The sequence below is a fragment of the Streptomyces sp. NPDC053665 genome, from assembly GCF_055585285.1.
Map to the genome: position 1 here is coordinate 270,900 of NZ_JBVJKK010000006.1, position 23,139 is coordinate 294,038.

Annotated in this window: 25 protein-coding genes; 10 read left to right on the forward strand and 15 right to left on the reverse strand. The window is 73.5% G+C overall.

What is annotated here, in order from left to right; translation table 11 throughout:
- Positions 1 to 25: 25 nt before the first annotated feature.
- The 3 genes from ACZ6ZN_RS24495 to ACZ6ZN_RS24505 form a co-directional block, all read right to left on the reverse strand.
- A complete protein-coding gene (locus tag ACZ6ZN_RS24495) occupies positions 26 to 442 on the reverse strand; it encodes a VOC family protein (protein WP_398108460.1) in 417 nt (138 codons plus the stop codon).
- A 10-nt stretch (positions 443 to 452) separates the two neighbouring features.
- Positions 453 to 929, reverse strand: coding sequence for a helix-turn-helix transcriptional regulator (locus ACZ6ZN_RS24500; protein ID WP_398108461.1), 477 nt, complete (start codon positions 927 to 929; stop codon positions 453 to 455).
- A gap of 710 nt (positions 930 to 1,639) precedes the next feature.
- Positions 1,640 to 2,593, reverse strand: coding sequence for an ROK family protein (locus tag ACZ6ZN_RS24505; RefSeq protein ID WP_398108462.1), 954 nt, complete (start codon positions 2,591 to 2,593; stop codon positions 1,640 to 1,642).
- A gap of 194 nt (positions 2,594 to 2,787) precedes the next feature.
- Here ACZ6ZN_RS24505 and ACZ6ZN_RS24510 point away from each other — a divergent pair, with 194 nt between their 5' ends.
- A complete protein-coding gene (locus ACZ6ZN_RS24510; protein ID WP_398108463.1) occupies positions 2,788 to 3,852 on the forward strand; it encodes a LacI family DNA-binding transcriptional regulator in 1,065 nt (354 codons plus the stop codon).
- A 6-nt stretch (positions 3,853 to 3,858) separates the two neighbouring features.
- The gene (locus tag ACZ6ZN_RS24515; protein WP_469649432.1) at positions 3,859 to 4,674 is read left to right on the forward strand and encodes a hypothetical protein; all 816 of its coding nucleotides are present in this window, start codon (positions 3,859 to 3,861) and stop codon (positions 4,672 to 4,674) included.
- 128 nt (positions 4,675 to 4,802) lie between these two features.
- Here ACZ6ZN_RS24515 and ACZ6ZN_RS24520 read toward each other — a convergent pair whose 3' ends face one another.
- Positions 4,803 to 6,104: a DUF6986 family protein gene (locus ACZ6ZN_RS24520; RefSeq protein ID WP_398108465.1), complete on the reverse strand. Its 1,302-nt coding sequence runs from the start codon at positions 6,102 to 6,104 to the stop codon at positions 4,803 to 4,805.
- Positions 6,105 to 6,295: 191 nt separating this feature from the next.
- On the opposite strand from ACZ6ZN_RS24520, the gene ACZ6ZN_RS24525 reads away from it, so the two are divergent.
- Positions 6,296 to 7,201, forward strand: coding sequence for an endonuclease/exonuclease/phosphatase family protein (locus ACZ6ZN_RS24525; protein ID WP_469649435.1), 906 nt, complete (start codon positions 6,296 to 6,298; stop codon positions 7,199 to 7,201).
- Positions 7,202 to 7,256: 55 nt separating this feature from the next.
- Here ACZ6ZN_RS24525 and ACZ6ZN_RS24530 read toward each other — a convergent pair whose 3' ends face one another.
- The 4 genes from ACZ6ZN_RS24530 to ACZ6ZN_RS24545 all read right to left on the reverse strand — a co-directional run bounded on the left by ACZ6ZN_RS24530 (position 7,257) and on the right by ACZ6ZN_RS24545 (position 10,269).
- Positions 7,257 to 8,219 (reverse strand): electron transfer flavoprotein subunit alpha/FixB family protein, encoded by a 963-nt coding sequence (locus ACZ6ZN_RS24530; RefSeq protein ID WP_398108467.1) that lies wholly within the window; start codon positions 8,217 to 8,219, stop codon positions 7,257 to 7,259.
- Positions 8,220 to 8,271: 52 nt separating this feature from the next.
- Complete coding sequence (locus ACZ6ZN_RS24535) at positions 8,272 to 9,060, reverse strand: electron transfer flavoprotein subunit beta/FixA family protein (protein WP_398108468.1); 789 nt, start codon at positions 9,058 to 9,060, stop codon at positions 8,272 to 8,274.
- Positions 9,061 to 9,280: 220 nt separating this feature from the next.
- A complete protein-coding gene (locus tag ACZ6ZN_RS24540) occupies positions 9,281 to 9,772 on the reverse strand; it encodes a flavin reductase family protein (protein WP_398108469.1) in 492 nt (163 codons plus the stop codon).
- A 74-nt stretch (positions 9,773 to 9,846) separates the two neighbouring features.
- Positions 9,847 to 10,269: a thioredoxin family protein gene (locus tag ACZ6ZN_RS24545; RefSeq protein WP_469649847.1), complete on the reverse strand. Its 423-nt coding sequence runs from the start codon at positions 10,267 to 10,269 to the stop codon at positions 9,847 to 9,849.
- A gap of 78 nt (positions 10,270 to 10,347) precedes the next feature.
- On the opposite strand from ACZ6ZN_RS24545, the gene ACZ6ZN_RS24550 reads away from it, so the two are divergent.
- Together ACZ6ZN_RS24550 and ACZ6ZN_RS24555 are read left to right on the forward strand one after the other, a co-directional pair.
- Positions 10,348 to 10,764 carry a DUF4395 domain-containing protein gene (locus ACZ6ZN_RS24550; RefSeq protein ID WP_398108470.1) on the forward strand — a complete coding sequence of 139 codons (417 nt, stop codon included), beginning with the start codon at positions 10,348 to 10,350 and terminating at the stop codon, positions 10,762 to 10,764.
- Positions 10,765 to 10,951: 187 nt separating this feature from the next.
- On the forward strand, positions 10,952 to 11,680 hold the full coding sequence (locus ACZ6ZN_RS24555; RefSeq protein WP_398108471.1) for a lysophospholipid acyltransferase family protein: 729 nt from the start codon (positions 10,952 to 10,954) through the stop codon (positions 11,678 to 11,680).
- 18 nt (positions 11,681 to 11,698) lie between these two features.
- Here ACZ6ZN_RS24555 and ACZ6ZN_RS24560 read toward each other — a convergent pair whose 3' ends face one another.
- The 4 genes from ACZ6ZN_RS24560 to ACZ6ZN_RS24575 form a co-directional block, all read right to left on the reverse strand.
- Positions 11,699 to 12,397, reverse strand: coding sequence for a B3/B4 domain-containing protein (locus ACZ6ZN_RS24560; RefSeq protein ID WP_469649442.1), 699 nt, complete (start codon positions 12,395 to 12,397; stop codon positions 11,699 to 11,701).
- Positions 12,398 to 12,651: 254 nt separating this feature from the next.
- Positions 12,652 to 13,722: a threonine aldolase family protein gene (locus ACZ6ZN_RS24565; protein WP_451878210.1), complete on the reverse strand. Its 1,071-nt coding sequence runs from the start codon at positions 13,720 to 13,722 to the stop codon at positions 12,652 to 12,654.
- Positions 13,719 to 14,468, reverse strand: coding sequence for an SDR family NAD(P)-dependent oxidoreductase (locus ACZ6ZN_RS24570; RefSeq protein WP_398108716.1), 750 nt, complete (start codon positions 14,466 to 14,468; stop codon positions 13,719 to 13,721). The genes ACZ6ZN_RS24565 and ACZ6ZN_RS24570 overlap by 4 nt, the downstream gene beginning before the upstream one ends.
- A 41-nt stretch (positions 14,469 to 14,509) precedes the next feature.
- The gene (locus tag ACZ6ZN_RS24575; protein ID WP_469649445.1) at positions 14,510 to 15,907 is read right to left on the reverse strand and encodes a DUF6421 family protein; all 1,398 of its coding nucleotides are present in this window, start codon (positions 15,905 to 15,907) and stop codon (positions 14,510 to 14,512) included.
- A 250-nt stretch (positions 15,908 to 16,157) separates the two neighbouring features.
- On the opposite strand from ACZ6ZN_RS24575, the gene ACZ6ZN_RS24580 reads away from it, so the two are divergent.
- Complete coding sequence (locus ACZ6ZN_RS24580; protein WP_398108475.1) at positions 16,158 to 16,841, forward strand: glycerophosphodiester phosphodiesterase; 684 nt, start codon at positions 16,158 to 16,160, stop codon at positions 16,839 to 16,841.
- Positions 16,842 to 16,876: 35 nt separating this feature from the next.
- Here ACZ6ZN_RS24580 and ACZ6ZN_RS24585 read toward each other — a convergent pair whose 3' ends face one another.
- A complete protein-coding gene (locus ACZ6ZN_RS24585; protein WP_469649447.1) occupies positions 16,877 to 17,416 on the reverse strand; it encodes a GNAT family N-acetyltransferase in 540 nt (179 codons plus the stop codon).
- Between the two features lie 73 nt (positions 17,417 to 17,489).
- Here ACZ6ZN_RS24585 and ACZ6ZN_RS24590 point away from each other — a divergent pair, with 73 nt between their 5' ends.
- A complete protein-coding gene (locus ACZ6ZN_RS24590; RefSeq protein ID WP_469649449.1) occupies positions 17,490 to 17,882 on the forward strand; it encodes a VOC family protein in 393 nt (130 codons plus the stop codon).
- A gap of 101 nt (positions 17,883 to 17,983) precedes the next feature.
- On the forward strand, positions 17,984 to 18,745 hold the full coding sequence (locus tag ACZ6ZN_RS24595) for a VOC family protein (RefSeq protein WP_398108478.1): 762 nt from the start codon (positions 17,984 to 17,986) through the stop codon (positions 18,743 to 18,745).
- A gap of 120 nt (positions 18,746 to 18,865) precedes the next feature.
- Here the strand turns inward: ACZ6ZN_RS24595 and ACZ6ZN_RS24600 are convergent, their stop codons facing one another.
- Positions 18,866 to 19,357 (reverse strand): MarR family winged helix-turn-helix transcriptional regulator, encoded by a 492-nt coding sequence (locus ACZ6ZN_RS24600; RefSeq protein ID WP_398108717.1) that lies wholly within the window; start codon positions 19,355 to 19,357, stop codon positions 18,866 to 18,868.
- Between the two features lie 233 nt (positions 19,358 to 19,590).
- A complete protein-coding gene (locus tag ACZ6ZN_RS24605; RefSeq protein WP_469649451.1) occupies positions 19,591 to 21,258 on the reverse strand; it encodes an FUSC family protein in 1,668 nt (555 codons plus the stop codon).
- 149 nt (positions 21,259 to 21,407) lie between these two features.
- On the opposite strand from ACZ6ZN_RS24605, the gene ACZ6ZN_RS24610 reads away from it, so the two are divergent.
- Both ACZ6ZN_RS24610 and ACZ6ZN_RS24615 read left to right on the forward strand, forming a co-directional pair.
- Positions 21,408 to 21,974: a DUF5134 domain-containing protein gene (locus ACZ6ZN_RS24610; protein ID WP_469649453.1), complete on the forward strand. Its 567-nt coding sequence runs from the start codon at positions 21,408 to 21,410 to the stop codon at positions 21,972 to 21,974.
- A gap of 178 nt (positions 21,975 to 22,152) precedes the next feature.
- Positions 22,153 to 23,088 (forward strand): M56 family metallopeptidase, encoded by a 936-nt coding sequence (locus ACZ6ZN_RS24615; protein ID WP_469649457.1) that lies wholly within the window; start codon positions 22,153 to 22,155, stop codon positions 23,086 to 23,088.
- Positions 23,089 to 23,139: the final 51 nt, after the last annotated feature.

Genomic DNA, 23,139 nt, shown 5'->3' on the forward strand with positions numbered 1-23,139 from the left:
CGGTGGGACGGGTCGTGCCGGGTGGCTACCGCGGCTTCTGCTCCTGGATCCGGATCATGTTGCCCGCGGGGTCGCGGAAGGCGCAGTCGCGGACCCCGTAGGGCTGGTCCACCGGTTCCTGGACGACCTCGGCGTCACCGGCCTGGAGCCGTTCGAAGACGCCGTCGACGTCGGTGGTGGCCAGCACGATGCCGCCGTAGGTGCCCTTGGCCATCATCTCGGCGACGGTGCGGCGCTCCTCGTCGGTGACGCCGGGGTCGGCGGCCGGGGGGTGCAGCACGATGTTGGTGTCGGGCTGGCCCGCGGGACCGACCGTGATCCAGCGCATGCCCCCGTAGCCGACGTCGTTGCGCACGTCGAAGCCGAGGGTGTCGCGGTAGAACGCCAGGGCGGCGTCCGGGTCGTCGTGCGGGAGGAAGCTGGCGTGAATGGTGAGGTCCATGGCCATCACGCTAGTTTCGGCTCGCGGTGGGCGCTTCTCGATTCCTGACCGGTCTGGTGACCTGCTTGGCCACGCACGACGGGATGCCCGCGGTGGCGCGTGCGGCCTCGCGCCGGTAGGTGCTGGGCGGCATGCCGACCAGCTCGGTGAAGCGGGTGCTGAAGGTGCCGAGCGAGGAGCAGCCGACCTCGAAGCACACCTCGGTGACGCTGAGGTCGCCGCGGCGCAGCAGCGCCATCGCCCGCTCGATGCGCCGGGTCATCAGGTAGCTGTACGGCGATTCCCCGTAGGCCTGCCGGAACGCGCGGCTGAGGTGCCCGGCCGACATGTGCACTCCCCGGGCCAGCGCCTCCACGTCCAGGGGCTGGGCGAACTCCCGGTCGATCCGGTCCTTGACCCGGCGCAGCCGGGCGAGATCGCGCAGGCGCTGCTCCGGGACGGGTCTGCTGCTGCTCACACGCGTGATCGTGCCACATCGCACGGACATGCGGTCGATTTTCAAGACGGACCGGCCATTCCGGGCCGCACGGCTCGCGTTCCCGTTGCGTACCACGCGCGCCGAACCCCCGGCCGCCGGCACGCCCGCCCGGCGGCACGCCGTCCGACCCGAGGACGGGGGTCGGCAGGGCCGGGGGCCGAAGGCCGGGAGGCCGGGGCCGGGGGCCGAAGGCCGGGAGGCCGGGGCCGGGGGCCGAAGGCCGGGAGGCCGGGGCCGGGGGCCGAAGGCCGGGAGGCCGGGGCCGGGAGGCCGGGGCCGGGGGCCGAAGGCCGGGAGGCCGGGGCCGGGAGGCCGGGGCCGGGGGCCGAAGGCCGGGAGGCCGGGGCCGGGGGCCGAAGGCCGGGAGGCCGGGGCCGGGAGGCCGGAGCCCGGCGGACACGAGGCCAGCGGACAGGGGCGTGTCGGTGAGCGTCCGGGCGACGCGCGGGTGCCGGGGCCGACGGCTTCAGCCGGTCGGCCGGACCGACGCCGGCGGGAGCAGCTCACCGGCGTCACGGCGCTGAGCGTCCTGCCTTACACCGCGGCCCGACCGCCCGCGAGGACGGGTTCCGGCGCACGAGCGTCCTGCCCTACGCCGCGGCCCGATTGCCCGCAGGGATGGGTTCCGGCGCACAAGCGTCCCGCCCTACGCCGCGGCCCGGCCGCCCGCGAGGACGAGTACGCGGGTACGGACGGTGCCTGAACGTTCCTGCCGGGTCTCAGACGCCCGCCGCCGCCGGGTCGGCCCGCTTCGCCAGGGCCGCCGCGGCGGCGCCCACCAGGCCGGCGTCGGTGCCCATCTGGGCGGGAGCGACGGTCAAGTTCCGGACGAAGGACAACGTCGCGTAGGCGCCGAGGGCCTTGCGCAGCGGGGCGAAGAGGACCTCGCCGGCCTTGCCCACGCCCCCGCCGATCACCGCGATGTCGATCTCCACAAGGGTGGCCGTGGCCGCGATCCCCGCCGCCAGGGCCTGTGCGGCCCGCTCGAAGGACGCGACGGCGACCGCGTCGCCGGCCCGGGCCGCGGCGGCCACCGCGGCGGCGGAGGTGTCCCCGTCGGGGCCGGGCCGCCAGCCGTCCTCCAGGGCGCGCCGGGCGATGTTGGGGCCGCTCGCGAGGCGCTCCACGCACCCGTGCGAGCCGCACGGGCACAGATCGCCGTCGAGATCGACACTGATGTGGCCGATGTGACCGGCGTTGCCGGTGGGTCCGGCGTGCAGCCGCCCGCCGAGCACCAGGCCGCCGCCGACGCCCGTGGAGACCACCATGCACAGCGCGTTGTCGTGGCCGCGGGCGGCGCCCTGCCAGTGCTCGGCGGCCGTGATCGCCACACCGTCGCCGATCAGCTCCACGGGCAGGTTGCCGGCGGCGGCGCGGACCCGCGACACCAGCGGGTAGTCGCGCCAGCCGGGCACGTTCACCGGGCTCACCGTTCCCGCCGAGGCGTCCACGGGCCCTGCGCTGCCGATCCCGACCGCCGCGGCCCGCCCCCACAGCGGGGAGGCGGTGAGCTCGCCGAGCACCGCTTCCACGGCCCGCATCACGGTGTCGCCGTCCTCGCGGGCGGGCGTCGGCCGCTGGGCGCGGACCAGGATCCGGCCGCCCCCGTCCACGAGAGCGCCGGCGATCTTGGTGCCGCCGATGTCGAGCGCGGCCACTAGGTCGGTGTGCATCAGTGTCGGATCTCCCCGTGAACCATATGAAAAATGCCGAGAACAGCCATCGAGCAGGGCAAACCACGTACCGGCTCCGCCGTCGGAGGCGGGCCGGAGAGCGCGGTGGACAGTCTCTCCCGAGGCTGACAACGTTGTCCAGGCTCTATGCTCGACGCCACATCCTCATACAACACCCCGGACCTACGCACCCCGTGGACGACAGGACAGGACAGCGCACCGTGCCCCAGACCCACCTCCGATCCGCCACGCGCTACGGCAACCGTCCGACCATGAAGGACGTGGCCGCTCGGGCCGGGGTCGGCCTGAAGACGGTCTCCCGGGTCGTGAACGGCGAGCCCGGCGTCACGCCGGAGACGGAGCGACGGGTCCAGGAGGCGATCGACGCCCTGGGGTTTCGCCGCAACGACAGCGCGCGGGTGCTCCGCAAGGGCCGCACCGCCAGCATCGGACTGGTCCTGGAGGACCTCGCCGACCCGTTCTACGGACCGCTGAGCCGCGCCGTGGAGGAGGTCGCCCGGGCGCACGGGGCCCTGCTGATCAACGGCTCCAGCGCCGAGGACCCGGACCGGGAGCAGGAACTGGTGCTCGCCCTGTGCGCGCGGCGGGTGGACGGGCTGGTGGTCATTCCCGCCGGGGACGACCACCGGTATCTGGAGCCGGAGCTGAAGGCGGGGGTGGCCACGGTGTTCGTGGACCGCCCGGCCGGGCACATCGAGGCCGACGTGGTGCTCTCGGACAACTTCGGCGGTGCCCGCGACGGGGTCGCCCACCTCATCGCCCAGGGGCACCGCAGGATCGGCTTCATCGGCGACATGCCCCGCATCCACACGGCCGCCGAGCGGCTGCGCGGCTACCGGGCCGCGATGGAGGACGCGGGGATACCGGTGGCGGCCCCCTGGATGTCCCTCGGCGTCACCGACCCCGAGCGGGTGCGCCGGGCCGCCGAGGAGATGCTGTCCGGCCCCGACCCGGTCACCGCGATATTCGCCGGCAACAACCGCGTGACGGTCACCGTGATCCGGGTGCTCGCCGCGCACTCCCGCCGCGTCGCCCTCGTGGGGTTCGACGACATCGAGCTCGCCGACCTGCTCCAGCCGGGCGTCACGGTCGTCGCCCAGGACGCCGCGGCCATCGGCCGCACCGCGGCGGAACGTCTCTTCCGGCAGCTCGACGGCTCCTCGGTCACGCCCGAGCGCATCGAGCTGCCGACCCGTCTGATCACCCGCGGCTCGGGCGAGCTGCCGCCGGCGGACTGAGCGGTCGTGGGCGGGCAGGTGGACCGCACGCTGCGGGCACTCGGACTGGACGGGGTGCCGCGCCAGGAGCCGCTGCTCTATCCCGGCGCGTGGCCGGCCGCTTCGGGGCTGCTCGACGGCGACCGGTTCCTGCCGCTGGACCGCCTCCGTCACGAGGACCGCACGCCGGTCCTCGCCATCGGCTCCAACGGCTGCCCGGGCCAGCTGCGGCACAAGCTGCGCGAGGCCGGGACGACGTCGCCGCTGCCGATGGTGAAGGCCCGGGTCACCGGTGTCGACGCGGGGGTGTCGGCCCACGTCAGCCGCGCCGGGTACGTCTCGGCCTCGCCGGTCCTCGCGCCGGGCACGGTACGGGAGTTGTTCGTCCTCTGGCTCGACGGGGGGCAGCTCGCGGCGATCGACGCCAGCGAGGGCGTGCCCATGCCGGGCGGCAACTTCGACCGGGCGTGGCTGCCCGACCCCGGCGTCACGGTCGAACTCGCCGACGGCAGCCGCCTGCCCGGGGTGTTCGCCTACGTCAACCGGCACGGCGTCCTGCACGACGGCACCGGCGCGCGGCGGGTCCACCCGGGCCAACGGGAGCTGCTCGGCGGCCTGCTGGCGGAACTCCCGCGGCTGCGGGAGCTGTTCGGCACCCTGCCCGAGGAGTTCTGTGCCCGGGCCCGGGCCGACCGGCGGCTGTGCGAACGGGGTACGCGGCTGTTCGCCGAGGAGGGCCTGGTGACGGCGTCGGGGCTCGAACGGTACGCGGCGGTGTGGTCGGCGCGGGCCCAGCAGTACGGCAGCCCGGGAACCGGTGCGACGCCGCCGCCCCCGACGTAGACGCCGCCGGCCCCCACGTCCCGGCGGCCGCCGTCGACCGTGCAGGTGCGCGGTTCACCGACCGTGCAGGTGCGCGCTTCCTCGACGGCGGCTGCGGCAGGGCCGGCCCGTGCCGGTGCCACCGGGCCTCAGGCGGACGCCGTCAGGTCCCCGCGCCGGGGCATCGCGAAGCCCTCCAGGTCGGCGCGGGTCAGACCGGTCAGCCGGGCGACCTCCCCGATGTCCAGCGCGCCGCAGTCCAGGCCGCGCAGCAGGTAGCCGCTGAGGGCCTTGGCGGTGGCGGGCTCGTCCATGACGTCGCCGCCGGAGCGGTTGGCGTAGCGGGTGAGCCGGGCGGCGGCCTGCTCGAAGCCCTCGCGGTAGAAGGCGAAGACGGCCGCGTACCGGGTGGGGATGTGCCCGGGGTGCATGTCCCAGCCCTGGTAGTACGCGCGGGCCAGGGCGCGGCGGGTGAGGCCGTAGTGCAGGCGCCAGGCGGCGTGGACCTTCTCGGTGGGGCCGACGGGCAGGACGTTGGTGGAGCCGTCGCAGACCCGTACGCCCGTGCCGGCCGCGGCGACCTGCATGACGGCCTTGGCGTGGTCGGCGGCCGGGTGGTCGCTGGCCTGGTGGGCGGCGGAGACGCCGAGGCAGGCGCTGTAGTCGAAGGTGCCGTAGTGCAGTCCGGTGGCACGGCCCTCGGCGGCCTGGATCATGCGGGCGACGGTGGCGGTGCCGTCGGCGGCGAGGATGGACTGGCTGGTCTCGATCTGGATCTCGAAGCCGATGCGGCCGGGTTCGAGGCCGTGGGTCTTCTCGAAGGCGTCCAGCAGCCGGGCCATGGCCGTGACCTGCTCGGCGTAGGTCACCTTGGGCAGGGTGAGGACCAGCCCGGCGGGCAGGCCGCCGGCCTCGATCAGGCCGGTGAGGAAGATGTCGAGGGTGCGGATGCCCCGGGCGCGCACGGGCGCTTCCATGCACTTCATGCGGATGCCCATGTAGGGGGCGGCGGTGCCCTGCGCGTACGCCTCGGCGACGATGCGGGCGGCGCGGGCGGCGGCCTCGTCCTCCTCGGCGTCGGGGCGGTTGCCGTAGCCGTCCTCGAAGTCGACGCGCAGGTCCTCGATCGGCTCGCGCTCCAGCTTGGCGCGCACCCGGGCGTGAACGGGTTCGGCGAGGTCCTCGGGCAGGCCGAGGACGGCCGCGAGGGAGGCGGCGTCCGGGGCGTGCTCGTCGAGGGCGGCCAGGGCCCGGTCGCCCCAGGTGCGCAGCGTGTCGGCGGCGAAGGCGTCACCGGGCACGTAGACGGTGTGCACGGGCTGGCGGGTGCCGGGGTCTCCGGGGTAGCGGCGCTCCAGTTCCGCGTCGACCGGCGCGAGGGCGGCGCTGATCTCCTCGCTGACGGCGCCCGCGAGGCTCGTCGCCACCTTCTCCTGCTGGCCCTGACCCATTCCGGAACCCTCCTGTTTTCCACTCTGCGGAATCAACAATCCGTAGAGCGAAGTTATCGGCCGACCTCCGGCCTGGTCAACACCGTCGGGACGGTGATCCCGCATCCATGCCCCGCAATCGCTGCAATCCCGCCCCTCTCTTCCGTATTCAGCAGACAACCATCATCCTGACGTGCGAAGGAGTGGATCACGTGCCGAACGAGGCCGGAGTGACGCGCCGACACGGGCTCAAGGCGGTGGCCGCGGTCGCCGCCGCGGGACCGCTGCTCACCACCGCGGGCCCGACCCGGTCCGCCGCCGCCGGCGAGCACCCGGGTGCCCTGGACGTCATGACGTTCAACGTGCGCTTCGCGACCGTCGTCGACGAGACACCGCCCTGGTCCGTGCGCCGGCCGGTGATGCGCGAGCTGCTGCGCCGCGAGAGACCCCACGTCATCGGCACCCAGGAAGGGCTCTACGGCCAGGTGCGCACGATCGAGAAGGATCTCGGTGCGCACTACGACTGGATCGGCACCGGACGCGGGGGCGGCAGCAAGGACGAGTTCATGGCGATCTTCTACGACACGCGCCGACTCGACCCGATCGAGTTCGATCACTTCTGGCTGTCGGACACCCCGTACACGATCGCGTCGAACACCTGGGACGCGGACTGGCTGCGCATGGTGACCTGGGTGCGCTTCGCCGATCTCGCCGACGGCGGCCGGGAGTTCTACGTCCTCAACACCCACCTGGACAGTGTCAGCCAGTACGCCCGCACACGCTCCGCGGGGCTCATCGGCGAGACGATCGCCGGCTGGGACCGCTCACTGCCCGTCGTCGTCACCGGCGACTTCAACGCGCCCGCCCACCACAACCGGGTGTACGACCTCATGCTGGGGATCGGGCTGGTGGACGCCTGGGACGAGGCGGCGGCGCGGGGGCCCGCGTACGGGACGTACCACCGCTACCGGGCGCCCGTGCCCGGCGGGCGGCGCATCGACTGGATCCTCACCACCCCCGGGGTGACCACGCACCGGGCCTGGATGAACACCTTCAGCCTGGGCGGGACCTACCCGAGCGACCATCTGCCCGTGCAGGCCTCGATGACCCTGGGATGAGCAAGGGCCCCCGTGACCGGCCGGTCACGGGGGCCCTGCTGCCGCCGGGGGGCGATCAGCCCTTGCGGGCCTTGATCTCCTCGGTCAGGGCCGGGACGACGTCGAACAGGTCGCCGACGACGCCGTAGTCGACGAGGTCGAAGATCGGGGCCTCGGCGTCCTTGTTGACCGCGACGATCGTCTTCGAGGTCTGCATGCCGGCACGGTGCTGGATCGCGCCGGAGATGCCGTTGGCGATGTACAGCTGCGGCGAGACCGACTTGCCGGTCTGGCCCACCTGGTTGGTGTGCGGGTACCAGCCGGCGTCCACCGCGGCACGCGAGGCGCCCACGGCCGCGCCGAGGGAGTCGGCGAGGGCCTCGATGATCGCGAAGTTCTCCGCGCCGTTCACACCACGGCCGCCGGAGACCACGATCGCGGCCTCGGTCAGCTCCGGGCGGCCCGTCGACTCACGCGGCGTGCGGCCGGTGACCTTGGTGCCGGTGGCCTGCGCGGAGAAGGACACGCTCAGCGCCTCGACGGTGCCGGCGGCCGGGGCGGCCTCCACGGCGGCGCTGTTCGGCTTGACCGTGATGACCGGAGTGCCCTTGGAGACACGGGACTTGGTGGTGTAGGACGCGGCGAACACCGACTGGGTGGCCACCGGACCCTCGTCGCCGGCCTCCAGGTCGACGGCGTCGGTGATGATGCCGGAGCCCAGGCGCAGCGCCAGGCGGGCGGCGATCTCCTTGCCCTCGGCGGAGGACGGCACCAGCACGGCGGCCGGGGAGACGGCCTCGTGGGCGGCCTGGAGGGCGTCCACCTTCGGCACGACCAGGTAGTCGGCGTACTCGGCGGCCTCGTGCGTGAGGACCTTGACCGCGCCGTGCTCGGCGAGGGCGGCGGCGGTGTCACCGGCGCCGTTGCCCAGCGCGACGGCGACCGGCTCGCCGATGCGGCGGGCCAGGGTCAGCAGCTCCAGGGTGGGCTTGCGGACGGCACCGTCCACGTGGTCGACGTAGACGAGAACTTCAGCCATGGGACTTCTTCTCTCCTGCTTGCGAAAGATGAGGGACGGTCGGCGATCGGGCTCAGATGAACTTCTGGCCCGCGAGGAACTCAGCGAGCTGCTTGCCGCCCTCGCCCTCGTCCTTGACGATCGTGCCCGCGGTACGGGCCGGGCGCTCGGTGGCGCCGTCGACGACCGTGTAGGCGCCCTCCAGGCCGACCTCCTCGGCCTCGAGGTCGAGGTCGGACAGGTCCCAGGACTCCACCGGCTTCTTCTTGGCCGCCATGATGCCCTTGAAGGAGGGGTAGCGCGCCTCGCCCGACTGGTCGGTCACGGACACGACCGCCGGCAGGGAGGCCTCCAGGTTCTCCGAGGCGGCGTCGCCGTCGCGGCGGCCCTTGACCGTGCCGTCCTCGACCGAGACCTCGGAGAGCAGGGTGACCTGCGGGACGCCCAGTCGCTCGGCGAGCAGCGCGGGGACGATGCCCATGGTGCCGTCGGTGGAGGCCATGCCGGAGACGACCAGGTCGTAGCCGGCCTTCTCGATCGCCTTCGCCAGGATCAGGGAGGTGCCGATGGCGTCGGTGCCGTGGATGTCGTCGTCCTCGACGTGGATCGCCTTGTCGGCGCCCATGGACAGCGCCTTGCGCAGGGCGTCCTTGGCGTCCTCGGGGCCCACCGTCAGGACGGTGATCTCCACGTCGTCGTCGGAGTTCTCGGAGATCTGCAGCGCCTGCTCGACCGCGTACTCGTCGAGCTCGGAGAGCAGACCGTCCACGTCGTCCCGGTCGACGGTCAGGTCATCGGCGAAGTGCCGGTCGCCAGTGGCGTCGGGCACGTACTTCACAGTGACAACGATCCTCAAGCTCACGCCGGCTCTCCTACTGCATCGTCATTTCTCGGCTGCCTCTTGCAGGCAGCATAGGCGCCTCAAGCGGCCGATCCCGGTCGGGGCGACCCACGCTCCGAGCGAAATATTACTCGTCAGTACACAGAGTTCGTTCCCGCTAAGCAAGCGCTTTGAACTGTGACCTTCGCAACGCAGCGTAACCGGAACTCGACGGTCGCGCAGCCCGGCGGAGAGGCGCCGGTCAGCCGCCCAGCCGGTGGAAGGAGCCCTGGTGGTAGAGCAGGGGGCGGTCGGTGCCCGTGGCGGCCCCGTGCACCACCTCGGCGATGACGAGCCGGTGGTCCCCGGCGGGCACCCGGGCCACGATCCGGCCCACCAGCCAGGCGGACACGCCGTCGAGCACAGGGACGCCCTCGGGGCCCTCGCGCCAGTCGGTCGGCGGGGCGAAGCGGTCGGCGCCGCTGCGGGCGAAGGTGGCGGCCAGCTCCTGCTGGTGCTCGCCGAGCACGTGGACGCCCACATGCCCGGCCCCGGCCAGCGCGGGCCAGCTGGAGGCGCCGGTGCCGACCCCGAACGAGAACAGGGGCGGCTCGGCGGACACCGAGGTCAGGGAGGTGGCGGTGAAGCCCACCGGGCCGTCCTCGCCACGGGCGGTGACGACGGCGACGCCCGCGGCGTGCCGCCGGAAGACCGAGCGCAGCAGGCCGGTCGTGGTCAGGAGGTCCGCAGGCATGCGGTCAGGCTGACGATAAATGGTCGGCGCAGTCAAGTTCGTTCCCGGTTGTGGGAGATGACTCACTGACTGCCTCACGCCCCGTCCACCGCCTCGCCGAGCGCGGCGATCACGTCGGCCTTGCGGGGCTGCCCCACCGCCCTGCGCACCACCCGGCCGCCGACGTCGAGGACCAGCACCGTCGGTGTCTTGAGGACGTCGAGCCGCCGCACGAGGTCCAGGTGGGCCTCGGCGTCGATCTCCACGTGCGCCACACCCGGGACCAGCCCGGCCACCTCGCCGAGCACCCGCCGGGTCGCGCGGCAGGGCGCGCAGAACGCGCTGGAGAACTGCACCAGCGTCGCCCGCTCCCCCAGCTGTGCGCCCAGATCCGCCGCGTCGAGCCGCTTGCCGTCGTCCCGCCCGCGCACCCGCACCCTCCCGCTCCGTCGCCTGTGCAGCACTCCGAGGGCGCTCGCCGCCACGAGCACCGCCACGCACACCACCAGTCCGGTCATCACCTGCTGCAAGCGTTCACGAGACCGCAAAGATTCCCGCCCCCTCACGTGCACCGAGCTGCGGAATGCTTGGTTCCCATGGACATCGACGCAAGAGGACCGCGTTTCGGCGCGGTCGTCACGACCGTGGTGCTGGCGGTCGTCCTGATCACGGGCAGCGCCTGGCTGCTGGCCTGGCAGACGCTGGCGTTCCTGCTCGGCGCGGCGGGCGGGGTGCGCCGCTCGCCGTACGGCGTGCTGTTCGCCCGGTTCCTGCGGCCCCGGCTGGGGCCGCCGACCGCGTTCGAGGCGCCCGAACCGCCGCGGTTCGCCCAGGCGGTGGGGCTGCTCTTCGCCGGGCTGGGACTGGTCGGCTTCGCCGTGGGACCCGGGTGGCTGGGACTCGCGGCGACCGGCGCGGCGCTCGCCGCCGCCTTCCTCAATGCGGCGTTCGGGTACTGCCTGGGCTGCGAGTTGTACCTGCTCGTGCGGCGCGCGACCGTGCGCGCGGGGTAATGGGCACGTAAAAGCACGAGGTGAGATCCACGAGCGACGTGACGAGAATCTCGCCTGCCGCGGGCACGAGGACTGGCTACCCGGCCGTTCTTGGGGCACCATCTGCGACAAGCCGTAAACCTACGGCTGCGTAACTTGTCCGCTGGGAATCCCTTCCCAGGCAGAGCAGGAAGGGTCCGAACCGCCCATGGCAGAGCTCGTCTACCGTCCCGTCGTCGGCTTCGCCCGCACGCTGTTCAAGGTGTGGGACCTCAAGATCGACTGCCAGGGTTCGGAGAACATCCCGCGCTCGGGCGGCGCCGTACTGGTCAGCAACCACATCAGCTACCTGGACTTCGTCTTCAACGGCCTGGCCGCGCTGCCCCAGAAGCGCCTGGTGCGGTTCATGGCGAAGGAGTCGGTCTTCCGGCACCGGATCTCGGGTCCGCTGATGCGCGGGATGAAGCACATCCCGGTGGACCGCAAGCAGGGCGAGGCGGCGTACGCGCACGCCCTGGACTCACTGCGTTCGGGCGAGATCGTCGGGGTGTTCCCCGAGGCGACGATCTCGCCGTCGTTCACGCTGAAGAGCTTCAAGTCGGGTGCCGCACGCCTGGCGCAGGAGGCGGGCGTGCCGCTGATCCCGATGGCGGTGTGGGGCACGCAGCGGCTGTGGACCAAGGGCCACCCGCGCAACTTCAAGCGCAGCCACATCCCGATCACGATCCGCGTGGGCGAGGCGATCGAGGCTTCGCGTGACAAGTACGCGGGTGCCCTGACCCGGCAGGTGCGCGAGCGCGTGCAGGAACTGCTGGAGGCCGCCCAGCGCGCCTACCCGGTGCGCCCGAAGGGCCCGGACGACACCTGGTGGATGCCGGCCCACCTCGGCGGCACGGCCCCGACGCCGGAGCAGGTCCGGGCGGCGGAAGCGCACTGACGCCCCCGCCGCCCCCGCTCAGGCGGACCCGGGGGCGCGGACGTCGAGGTCGGCACCCGGGCTGAACTCCGCCAGCAGCTCGGCGAGTTCCCGCGCGGCGTCCTGCACCTCGGCGACGGGCAGCGGCGCGAGGCTCTCCAGCAGGAAGACCCCCGACGTCGTCCGCTCGGTCAGCCGGGTGCGCGGCCCCTGCCGCCAGTTCCAGCGCCGGCAGGTGACGCCCCGGTCGTCGCACCAGACGACCTCGCCCGGGTCCGGGTGCTCGACGACCTCCTCGCCGCCGGCGACAGTCACGAACTCCTCCTCGCCCGTGGCGCGGACCAGGCGCATCTCGCCCTCGATCCGGTCGAGGTCCTCACCGCCGACGGGGATCAGACGGGCGACGGACACGGCGTTGTAGAGGTCGACGAGCAGGTTGATGCGGGGCAGCCCCGCATCCGACAGGGCCCGCCGGGCCAGCGCCTCGGCGGAGTTGCGGGTACGGGAGGGCTTCGAACCGAAGGCCGTGTACGTCTCGCGCCAGGCGGCCATGTGCGGGTCCTCGTGCGGTGCGCGGCCGTCCAGGCGGGCCGCGAGCCGCCGGGCAGCGTCGTCCAGCAGGGCCGAACTCGCCTCGGTGCTCGGCCCGTTGACCAGGCCGTGCGCCTCGATCGCGACATGGGTGAAGCCGGGCGCGAGGGCGCGCACGCGGTCCGACACGGTCAGGGTGAGTGTCATGGTGGGGGCCTTGCCTCGGGGGTGCGGTCGGGGACGGCCGACCGGATTCCCCGTCTGGGGTGCGTATCCCGGACGACCGCCGCGGTGCAGCATACAAGACCAGAAAGTCCATCCGATTGGACTTCAAGCGATGCAGGACGCCCACGGCTCCACAATCGGTGCCGCTGCCCACGCACAAAGGCGTCCGCCGCGCACCCCCCGGGGGAGGTGCGCGGCGGACGCCCGGATCCGTGAGTACCGCGGATCCCCGCTCGCTAGCGGGCCATCTCCTCCTTGAGCGCCGCGAGGAACGCGTCCACGTCGTCCTCGGTCGTGTCGAAGGAGCACATCCAGCGGACGTCGCCCGCCGTCTCGTCCCAGAAGTAGAAGCGGAACCGCTTCTGCAGGCGCTCGCTCACGTCGTGCGGCAGCCGGGCGAACACCGCGTTGGCCTGCACCGGGTAGAGGACCTCCACCCCGTGCACCGAGCGCACGCCCTCGGCCAGGCGCTGGGCCATCTCGTTGGCGTGCCGGGCGTTGCGCAGCCACAGGTCCCGGGCGAGCAGGGCCTCCAGCTGCACCGACACGAACCGCATCTTCGAGGCGAGCTGCATGGACAGCTTGCGCAGGTGCTTCATGTGGCTCACGGCGTCCTGGTTGATCACCACGACCGCCTCGCCGAACAGGGCGCCGTTCTTGGTGCCGCCCAGGGAGAGCAGGTCGACGCCGGCCGCGCTGGTGAGCGTCCGCATGGGGACGTCCAGGGTGGCGGCGGCGTTGGCCAGCCGGGAGCCGTCCAGGTGCACCTTCATGCCGTGCGCGTGGGCGTGGTCGCACAGCGCCCGTATCTCCTCGGGCGTGTAGACCGTGCCCAGCTCGGTGGCCTGGGTGATCGACACGACCTGCGGCATCGCGCGGTGCTCGTCGTCCCAGCCGTACGCCTGCCGGTCGATCAGCTCGGGGGTGAGCTTGCCGTCGGGCGTCGGGACGGTGAGCAGCTTCAGCCCGCCGACGCGCTCGGGCGCGCCGCACTCGTCGACGTTGATGTGCGCGCTCTCGGCGCAGATCACCGCGCCCCAGCGGTCGGTGACCGCCTGGAGGGCGACGACGTTGGCTCCGGTGCCGTTGAAGACCGGGAACGCCTCGGCCGTCGGGCCGAAGTGGCTGCGCACGAGGTGCTGCAGGTTCTCGGTGTACACGTCCTCGCCGTAGGCGACCTGGTGCCCGCCGTTGGCCACGGCCAGGGCGGCGAGCACCTCCGGGTGGACGCCGGCGTAGTTGTCGCTGGCGAAACCGCGGATGTCGGGGTCGTGGTGGCGTCGTGCGTCGGTCTTCGGCGGGTTCACGGCTTCTCGGTGAGCCACAGACGTTTTCCGTTCACTTCGGCGGCGGGCTTGTCCCAGACCTCGGTGATGGCCTCGGCCAGGTCCTTGACGTCGGTGAAGCCCGCGAACTTCGCGTTGGGGCGGTCGGCGCGCATGGCGTCGTGCACCAGCGCCTTCACCACCAGGATCGCAGCCGCCGAGGTCGGGCCCTCGGGGCCCCCGGCCTTGCGGAAGAAGTCGGCCATGGCCAGCGTCCACGCCTCCGCGGCCGCCTTGCCGGCGGCGTAGGCGGCGTTGCCCGCGGTGGGCTTGCTGGCCCCCGCGGCGCTGATCAGCACGTAGCGCCCGCGGTCGCTGCGCTGGAGCGCCTCGTGGAAGGCGAGCGAGGTGTGCTGCACGGTGCGCACCAGCAGCATCTCCAGGAAGTCCCAGTCGTCGAGGCTGGTCCTGGTGAAGGTCTCGCTGCCGCGCCAGCCGCCGACGAGGTGGACCAGGCCGTCGACGCGGCCGAAGTCCTTCTCGATGCGGTCGGCCCAGTCACGGGTGGCCTGCAGGTCGAGCAGGTCGACCGTGTCACCGGTGACGGTCGCGCCGCCGGTGGCGTAGCCCGCCGCGTCGACGGCTTCCGCCAGCCGCTCCGGATCGTTGTCGGAGCCGATGACGGTGGCTCCCGCCTCGGCCAGCCTGAGCAGTGCGGCCCGGCCCGCGGGCCCGCCCGCTCCGGCCACCGCGATCACCGCACCGCTGAGCGCCCCGTTCCCCGCCATGTTCTTCGCCTCCTGAGCAGTGTTCTCGGTACGCCGATCGCTCACGCGGCGATCCGCTCGGTGCTGTCCGCCGTGATGCCCTTGGTGGAGGCGATCACGTTCTTCAGCTTCTTGGACAGTGCCTCATAGAACATGCTCAGCGGAAACTCGTCCGGAAGCACGTCATCGACGAGCTTGCGCGGCGGCTGCGTCAGGTCCAGGGCGTCGGGACCCTTGGCCCACTTGGAGCCCGGGTGCGGGGAGAGATAGGTGGAGACGAGCTCGTAGCCGGCGAACCAGTGGACGAGCTTGGGACGGTCGATGCCGTCGCGGTACAGCTGCTCGATCTCGCCGCACAGCTGGTTGGTGACCTGCGGGGCCCGCTCCCAGTCGATGGTGAGCTTGTTGTCGGTCCAGCGGACGACGTCGTGCTTGTGCAGGTACGCGAAGAGGAGCTGGCCGCCGAGGCCGTCGTAGTTGCGCACGCGCTCGCCGGTGACGGGGAAGCGGAACATGCGGTCGAAGAGGACCGCGACCTGCACGTCACGGGCCTGCGGGACGCCCTCCTGGGCGAGCTTCACGGCCTCCTTGAAGGCGGTGAGGTCGCAGCGCAGTTCCTCCAGGCCGTACATCCAGAACGGCTGGCGCTGCTTGATCATGAACGGGTCGAAGGGCAGGTCGCCGTGGCTGTGGGTGCGGTCGTGGACCATGTCCCACAGGACGAAGGCCTCCTCGCAGCGCTTCTGGTCGTGGACCATCGCGGCCACGTCCTCGGGCAGCTCCAGGCCCAGGATGTCGACGGCGGCGTCGGTGACGCGCCGGAAGCGGGCCGCCTCGCGGTCGCAGAAGATCCCGCCCCAGGTGAACCGCTCCGGGGCCTCGCGCACGGCGATCGTCTCGGGGAAGAGGACGGCCGAGTTGGTGTCGTAGCCGGCCGTGAAGTCCTCGAACGTGATGCCGCAGAACAGCGGGTTGTCGTAACGGGTGCGCTCCAGCTCGGCCAGCCAGTCCGGCCAGACCATGCGCAGCACGACCGCTTCGAGGTTGCGGTCCGGGTTGCCGTTCTGCGTGTACATCGGGAAGACGACCAGGTGCTGGAGGCCGTCCGCCCGGTGCGCGGCGGGCTGGAAGGCCAGCAGCGAGTCGAGGAAGTCCGGCACCTGGAAACCGCCGTCGGCCCACCGCGTGAGGTCCTTGGCCAGGGCCTCGTGGTAGGCGCGGTCGTGCGGGAGCAGCGGGGAGAGCTCCAGGACCGCGTCGACGACCTCGCGGACGGCGAGCTCGGCGTCGGCCGTACCGGGCGCACCCTCGGCGCCGAAGTCGATCGACCCGTCCTTCGACTGCCAGGGCCGTATCCGCTCCACGGCATCCTTGAGCACGGGCCACGCCGGGTGCTCCACCACCCTGGCCACGGGAGGAACCGTCTCCTCCGAACCCACTTGCACAAGAATTTCCGTCATGTCACACCCTCCACGGGAGAATCTCACGTATGCAGACCGTATACACACGAGGTTCCGTCCAGCAAGGGTCGCCTCGGGAAAATATCCTGCCTCACCCGGTCCTTCACCGCACTTTTTCCTGTCGACCATGCTTGTGCCCGGGCCCGCGACGGGCATGCCCGCACCTCTGCGCGCAGGGCCTGTCCAGGCGATACGGTCGGGTGGGCCGTCAGGCCCCCACAGCCGCCTGTCGACGGAAGAGAGTGGTGTCTTGAACTTCCTCACGATCGGTCACCGCGGAGTCATGGGTGTGGAGCCCGAGAACACCCTCCGGTCGTTCGTCGCCGCCCAGGAGGCGGGGCTCGACGCCATCGAACTCGATCTGCACCTGAGCAAGGACGGCGCGCTCGTCGTCATGCACGACGCGGACGTGGACCGCACCACCGACGGCACCGGGGCGATCGCCGAGAAGACCCTCGCGGAGCTGCGGACGCTGGACGCGGGCCGGGGCGAGCGGGTGCCGGTCTTCGAGGAGGTCCTGGAGGCCGTGCGGGCGCCCCTCCAGGCAGAGATCAAGGACGTGCAGGCGGCGCGCGCCCTCGCGGAGGTGATGAACGCGCGCGGGCTGGCCGGCCGGGTGGAGGTGTCCTCGTTCCACGACGAGGCGGTGGCCGAGATCGCCCGTCTGGTGCCCGGGGTGCGCACCGCGCTGGTGGCCAGCCGCTACGGCACCGACGTCGTCGACCGCGCGGTGGCGGTGGGGGCGGCGACCGTCTGCCTGAACATCCGCCGGCTCACCCTGGAGATCGTGGAACGGGCCCGCGCGGCCGACCTGCGGATCCTGGGCTGGGTGGTGAACACGCAGGACCACCTGCGCCTGGTCCGGGCGTTCGGCCTCGACGGCGCGACCACCGACCACCCGGACATCAAGCGCACGGGCCGTTTCACGGCGTAGGGCCGGTCCCGGCGGGCCCGGGGCCGCTCGCCGCGCTAGCCGAGCCGCTTCACCAGCAGCTCGAACTCCAGGTCGTCGCGCTGCGGGACGCCGAACCGCTCGTCGCCGTAGGGGAAGGGGGTGGTCCGGCCCGTGCGGCGGTAGCCGCGCCGCTCGTACCAGGCGATCAGGTCCTCCCGCACGGAGATCACCGTCATCTGCATCTCCGTCACGCCCCAGGTCTCCCGGGCCTGCCGCTCCGCCTCCGCGATGATCAGCTTGCCCAGCCCGGCGCCCTGGAGCGCGGGGCTGACCGCGAACATCCCGAAGTAGGCGTGCTCGCCCTGGTGCTCCAGCTGGCAGCAGGCGACGATCCGGCCGTCGCGCTCCACGGTGACCAGCCGACTGTCGGGCGACTGGACGACCTCCAGCACCCCCTGCGGGTCGGTGCGCTGCCCTTCCAGGATGTCCGCCTCGGTGGTCCACCCGGCCCGGCTGGAGTCGCCCCGGTACGCCGACTCGATCAGCGCGACCAGTTCGTCCACGTCGGCGTCCGTGGCGTCCCGGAAGGTCAGTGCGGTGGCGGCGGTCTCCATGGGCGTACGTCTCCGTTTTTCCTGGCGCGGCTCGGGCAGGGACGAGCGTAACCCCGCCGGTAGGCTCCGCCGCATGGTGCATGTACTCGGCAGCCGCGTCCTGCTCCGCCCCACCGACCCCGTGCGGTCCCGGGCCTTCTACGGCGGGCAGCTGGGCCTCGCCGTGTACCGGGAGTTCGGCACGGGTCCCGAGCGCGGCACGGTCTACTTCCTCGGCGGCGGCTTCCTGGAGGTGTCCGGCCGGGCCGCCTCCCGCCCGGAGCCGTCGGTGCGGCTGTGGCTCCAGGTGGACGACGCGGCGGCGGCCGAGGAGGAACTGCGTGCCGAGGGCGTGGAGATCGTGCGGCCCCCGGTGCGCGAGCCGTGGGGGCTGATCGAGATGTGGATCGCCGATCCGGACGGCCTCCCGATCGTCCTGGTCGAGGTCCCGGCGGACCACCCGATGCGCCACCGGCCGGGCATCTGAGGCGGCCGGCGCCCGGTGCCCCACCGGCGTCCCCGGATGGCACCCGCTCGCGGCGGCGGCTTAGCGTGCTGGAGGGGGTCGTCTCCTGCGGAAGGAACGCCATGAAGCTCGACGCACCGGTGACCGGCGGGCCCTGCTGGGCGGAGCTGGGCACCAGCGACCTGGAGGCGGCCCGGCGGTTCTACACGCGCCTGTTCGGCTGGCGGCCCGAGACCGACCCCCGCCCGGAGGCGGGCGGCTACACCGTCGCCCACCTCGGGGACGCGGCCGTCGCCGCCCTCGCCCCCCTGTACCAGCCGTCCCAGCCGGTGGCGTGGAACGTGGCGTTCGCCGTGACGGACGCGGACGCCGCGGCCCGTGCGGTGACGGAGGCGGGCGGGGTGGTGCTGCTGGGCCCGGTGGACGTGTTCGACGCGGGCCGCTTCGTGGTGGCCGCCGACCCGGGCGGCGCGGTGTTCCAGCTCTGGCAGGCGGGGGCCTTCCCGGGCGCCGGGCTGTTCAACGCGCCCGGCGCGCTGGGCTGGGTGGAGCTGTTCACCCGCGACCCCGAGCAGTCCGTGGCGTTCTACGGGCGCGTGTTCGGCTGGGGCGTCAGCGCCTCGGACCGCTACACGCAGTGGGGCCTGGACGGCGCGGACTTCGGCGGCATGGTGACGATGGACGACAAGTTCCCGCCGGAGGTGCCGCCGCACTGGCTCCCCTACTTCGCCGTCGACGACGTGGACGGGGCGACCGCCGTCGTCCAGCGGCACGGCACCGTCCTGATGGTCCCGACGTCCGTGCCCGACGGCCCGCGCATCGCGGTGCTGCGGGACCCACAGGGGGCGATGTTCGGGGTGTATCCGGCGGAGTACGAGTTCTAGCGGAGTACGCGTTCTAGCGGAGTACGCGTTCCAGGCGAGCGGGAGCGGGACGCGGCGCCCCGGCCCCGGCGCCCCCGTGCCTCGTACCCGGTGCTCCGTGCCCCGTGCCCCGTGGTGTCCTCAGGGCCGCAGCGCGCCCAGACGGCCCTCCAGCTGGCCGAGCAGGTCCCCCAGCAGTGCGGCCAGTTCGCCCTGCTCGGGGGCGTCGAGGCCGGACAGCGCGGCGGCCTCGTAGGCGAGCTGGGAGGGGAGGATCGCGTCGACCAGGTCACGCCCGGCGTCGGTGAGGCGGAGATGGACCACCCGGCGGTCGCGGTCGTCGCCGCGGCGCTCGACCAGGCCGCGCTCGGCGAGCTGCTTGAGCCGCTTGGTGACGGCGGCCCCGGAGGAGAACGTCTCCCGGGCCAGTTCCCCGGGGGTCAGCTCGTGCCCGGTCCGGCGCAGCGCGCCGAGCAGGTCGAACTCCGGCCGGCTGAGCCCCGCCCGGCGCAGGGGCGCGTCCTCGGCCTGCTGGAGGAGCGCGGCGCAGCGGTTGATCCGCCCGATGACCTCCATCGGGCCGGTGTCCAGCTCGGGATGCACCGACCGCCACTGGTGGACGACCGCGGCCACGGTGTCGCCCCGGCGGGCGGGGGCCGGACCGGACGTCGTGCCGTCGCCCGCTCGGGGGGCGCGCGCGGGCCGGTGCCCGGCGACCGAGTCCTCACCGGCGGGACCGCCTCGCGCGGTGCCGGCGGCCCGGTCCACAGCGGACGGCCGTTCCCCCGCGCCCGGCCCGGCTCCGGCCCCCTGGCGGGGACCGGCCCCCGGGCCGTTCCCTGCGGGTGACGATCCCTCGGTCGGCGTCATGCCCGTGCGTCCTCCGTCTCCGTGCCCGCGCTCCGCCGCGGGAGCAGTCCCTGGCGTCGTGCCGTAGCGGCGAGCGTACGGTGTCCGGACCGCTCGGTGAGCACGACCCTCTCGTGGGGCAGCGCCCGCTGCCACCACTCCCCGGCCGCGGCGTCCGCGGTGGCCCGCAGGGCGGCCAAGGCGGCGGCGAGGGCACGGCGGGCCGATTCCAGGGCGGCCGGGGCGGGGTCGGGTTCGGCCAGCAGGCGGGCGGCGTCCTCGCGGGCCCGCTCGGCGGCCGCTAGGGCGCGCTCCACCCGGTCGCCCGCGCGGCGGTCGGTCACCGCCACGGCGGCGGCGAGACCGACCAGCGCCCCGACGACGGTGTCCACGACCCGCTCCTTCATCAGCTCCCCCGGCGCCTGGTACTTGGCGAACTCCGTGACGAGCAGGGCCATGGGCGTCACGCACACGCTGCCCAGCCAGTAGTTCCGGCTGATCAGCACCTCGGCGCCGAAGCTGAACGCCAGGCAGCTGAGTACCAGGGCCGCCGGGCCCAGGTGCGCCAGCGGGACGACGGCCAGGAAGACGAGGACGCCGGCGACGTTGCCCACCACCCGCTGCACGGCGCGGCTCCAGGTCAGGGTGATGTTGGCCTGGTAGAGCGAGGCAGCCGTGACCAGCGCCCAGTACGGCCGGCCGACGCCCAGCGCGAGGGAGGCGTAGCCGGCGAGCGCACAGCCGAGTGCCGTGCGGGCGGCGAGCGGGGTCAGCGGGCCGAGGCGGGCCCACAGCGGCCGGGCCGCCTCGACGCCGGCCAGTTCCTCGGCGGCGGCCGGAGCGAGCCCGACCCGCGGCACCGGCCCGTTGCCGCGCAGCGCGTCGGCCCAGGCGCGCAGCCTCCCGGCGTCCGCTTCCGCCGGTGCGGCGAGGGCCACCTCGGCGCGGACGACGAGCCGCTCCAGTGCGCGCCGGGTGCGCGAGGGGGCCTTGGTGGACAGCAGCGACTGCCAGGCGGCCTGCACGGCGGCGTACCCGGCCGCGCGGGCCCGGGCCGCGTCGCCGCCCGTCCCGGCGGTGGCGGCGCAGGCGGCGGCCGCCTTCAGTGCGGCGGCGGTGGCCCGCCGCTCCGGGCCGTGCGGGCGCAGCAGTCCCGGTGCCATGCAGACCAGCCAGGCCCAGACGCCGGTGGCGGCGGCGAGCGCCAGGTGGCCGGGGACCTGGGCGAGGGTCTGCGGCGCGAACAGGGACGCCGAGGTGACGAAGGCGAGCACGACGTTGCCCGGCGGGCCGACGCGGGTGGCGTCGCACAGCACCTTCTGCGCGGCGGCGAGCAGCGCCCCGACGGTGACCAGGAGGGCGGCGCTGTCGGTGAGCGAGGCCGCGACCAGGGCCACCGCCAGACCGCCGACCATGCCCAGCACCACCCACAGCAGGGCCCGGGCCCGGGCCGCGTAGGGGCGGTTGTGGGTGTACAGGGCGCACAGGGACCCCGCCATCGTGTACATCGCCAGGTCGAGTCGCCCGAGCGCGAGCAGCGTCAGGTTGGGCGGCGCCATCGCGGCGACCACGCTCAGCGCGGGCTTGAACCAGATCTCGGAGGGCCGGCCGAGGCGCAGCACTCCCGCCAGTGGGAGACGCCGTGGGGTCGTCGAGGGGGCGGGGGTGGGGGGCGCGGTGCTCATCCCTTCACATTAACAGGTGTTTTACTCGTAAAACATCAGGGTCCGTCCGCCGTGCTCCCCGAAACGCTCCCCGTGTACACCCTTGCGCTCGCTTGCGCACCGTCCGGCCCGGGCATCGAATGACCGACCGCCGATCGGGGGAGGTACGCGTGCACGGACCGGCATCGTCCGGCTGGCTGCTGGTGGCGCTCTGCGCGGTGACCGGCGCCTACTGCCTGGTGCGGATGCGCAACGGGGCCGAGGGGGAACGGGGCACCGCGGGCGGTGAGGCGCTGATGGGCTTCGGGATGGCCGTCATGGCGGTCCCGGCCGCGGCGTTCACACCACCCGCGTGGGCCTGGCCGGTGTACGCGGTGATGTTCGGGGCGGCGGGCCTGCACGCGCTGTGGGCCGCGCGGGCCGGGGCGCACCACCTGCACCATCTGGTGGGGGCCGGGGCGATGGTCTACATGTCCGTCGTCATGGCGGGGTCTCCCGGCCACGCGCACGGCGGGAGCGGCTCGGGGGTTCCGCTGCTGACGGGCATGCTGCTGCTGTACTTCGCCGGGTACGTGCTGCTGGCCGGGACACGGCTGGTGCCGGTCGCGGCCGTGGCGGGGAGCGGCGGTGCGGGCCGGGGCTCGCCCGCGAGCGGGTGGGGCGACCGACCGGAGCTGGCGCGAGCCTGCCGCCTGTCCATGGGGATGGCGATGGTGGCGATGCTGCTGACGCTGTGACACCGCAGACCCCGGCGGCGGCGAGCCGCACCCGGACCTGCCCGGGTCCGGGGGCGGTTCACGCCGGTTCGCCCGTCCGCGGAGCAGTTCAAGCCGACGGCTGCGGATTTCGTTGCCTGCGTCACTTTGCCCCCGCGAGCCGTACCGCCGGTGGGTGATGCCCTCATAGGCTGCGGCCATGATGCTCCCCGCGGCGCTACTGCTGCTCGGCGCCCTGACGGCCGTGGTCGCTCCCCGGCTGCTCGCCCGGGCGGACTGGCCGGACCGCGAGCCGGTGGTGGCGCTGTGGGTCTGGCAGTGCGTGGTGGCGGCCGTGCTGGTGTGCTGCGCGCTGTCGATGACGCTGAGCGCGGCGGCCGCCTGGGACGCGGTAGGCGGGCACGTCTTCGCGACGGCGCCCGGCCCGGTCGTCGAGGCCTACGCCCTCGGCACGGCGGGCACCTGGGCGGCGAGCACCGCGGTGGCGCTGGCCTGCGCCGGGCTGTGGAGCGCGGCGATGCTGGTCCGCGAGATCGTCCGGGCCCGGGCCCGGCGCCGCCGGCGCCGCGCCGACCTCCTGGTCCGGGCCCCGCTGATGCCGGGCGAGGTGGCGGTCTCGGGTCGGCTCGTCGTCCTGGAGAGCGAGCGGCCCGACGCCTGGTGGGTGCCCGGCACACCTGCCCAACTGGTCGTGACCACGGCGGCGTTGCACCGGCTGAAGGGCCGGCAGCTGGACGCCGTCCTGGCCCACGAGCAGGGTCACGCCCGTGCCCGGCACGACTGGCTGCTGAACTGCTCCTCCGCCCTCGCGGGCGGCTTCCCGCAGGTGCCGGTGTTCGCCGCGTTCCGCGACGAGATGCACCGCCTGGTCGAACTCGCCGCCGACGACACGGCGTCGCGCCGCTTCGGCCGGCTGACCACGGCCCTGGCCCTGGTCGAACTGAACGAACACCGGGGCGTGTTCGGCCCCTGCCCGACCCCCCAGGCCCATGTCCCGGCCCGGGTGCACCGGTTGCTCACTCCCCCGGACCGCCTGCCCCCCTCGCGGCGGCTGCGCCTGACGGCGGCGGCCGCGCTGGTGCCGGTGGTGCCGGTGCTGCTGGCGTTCGTACCCGGGCTGCGCGCCCTGGGCTGACCGGGGCCGGGGCGGGGCCGGATGGACGGGAGGCGTCCGGAGCAGGTCGTC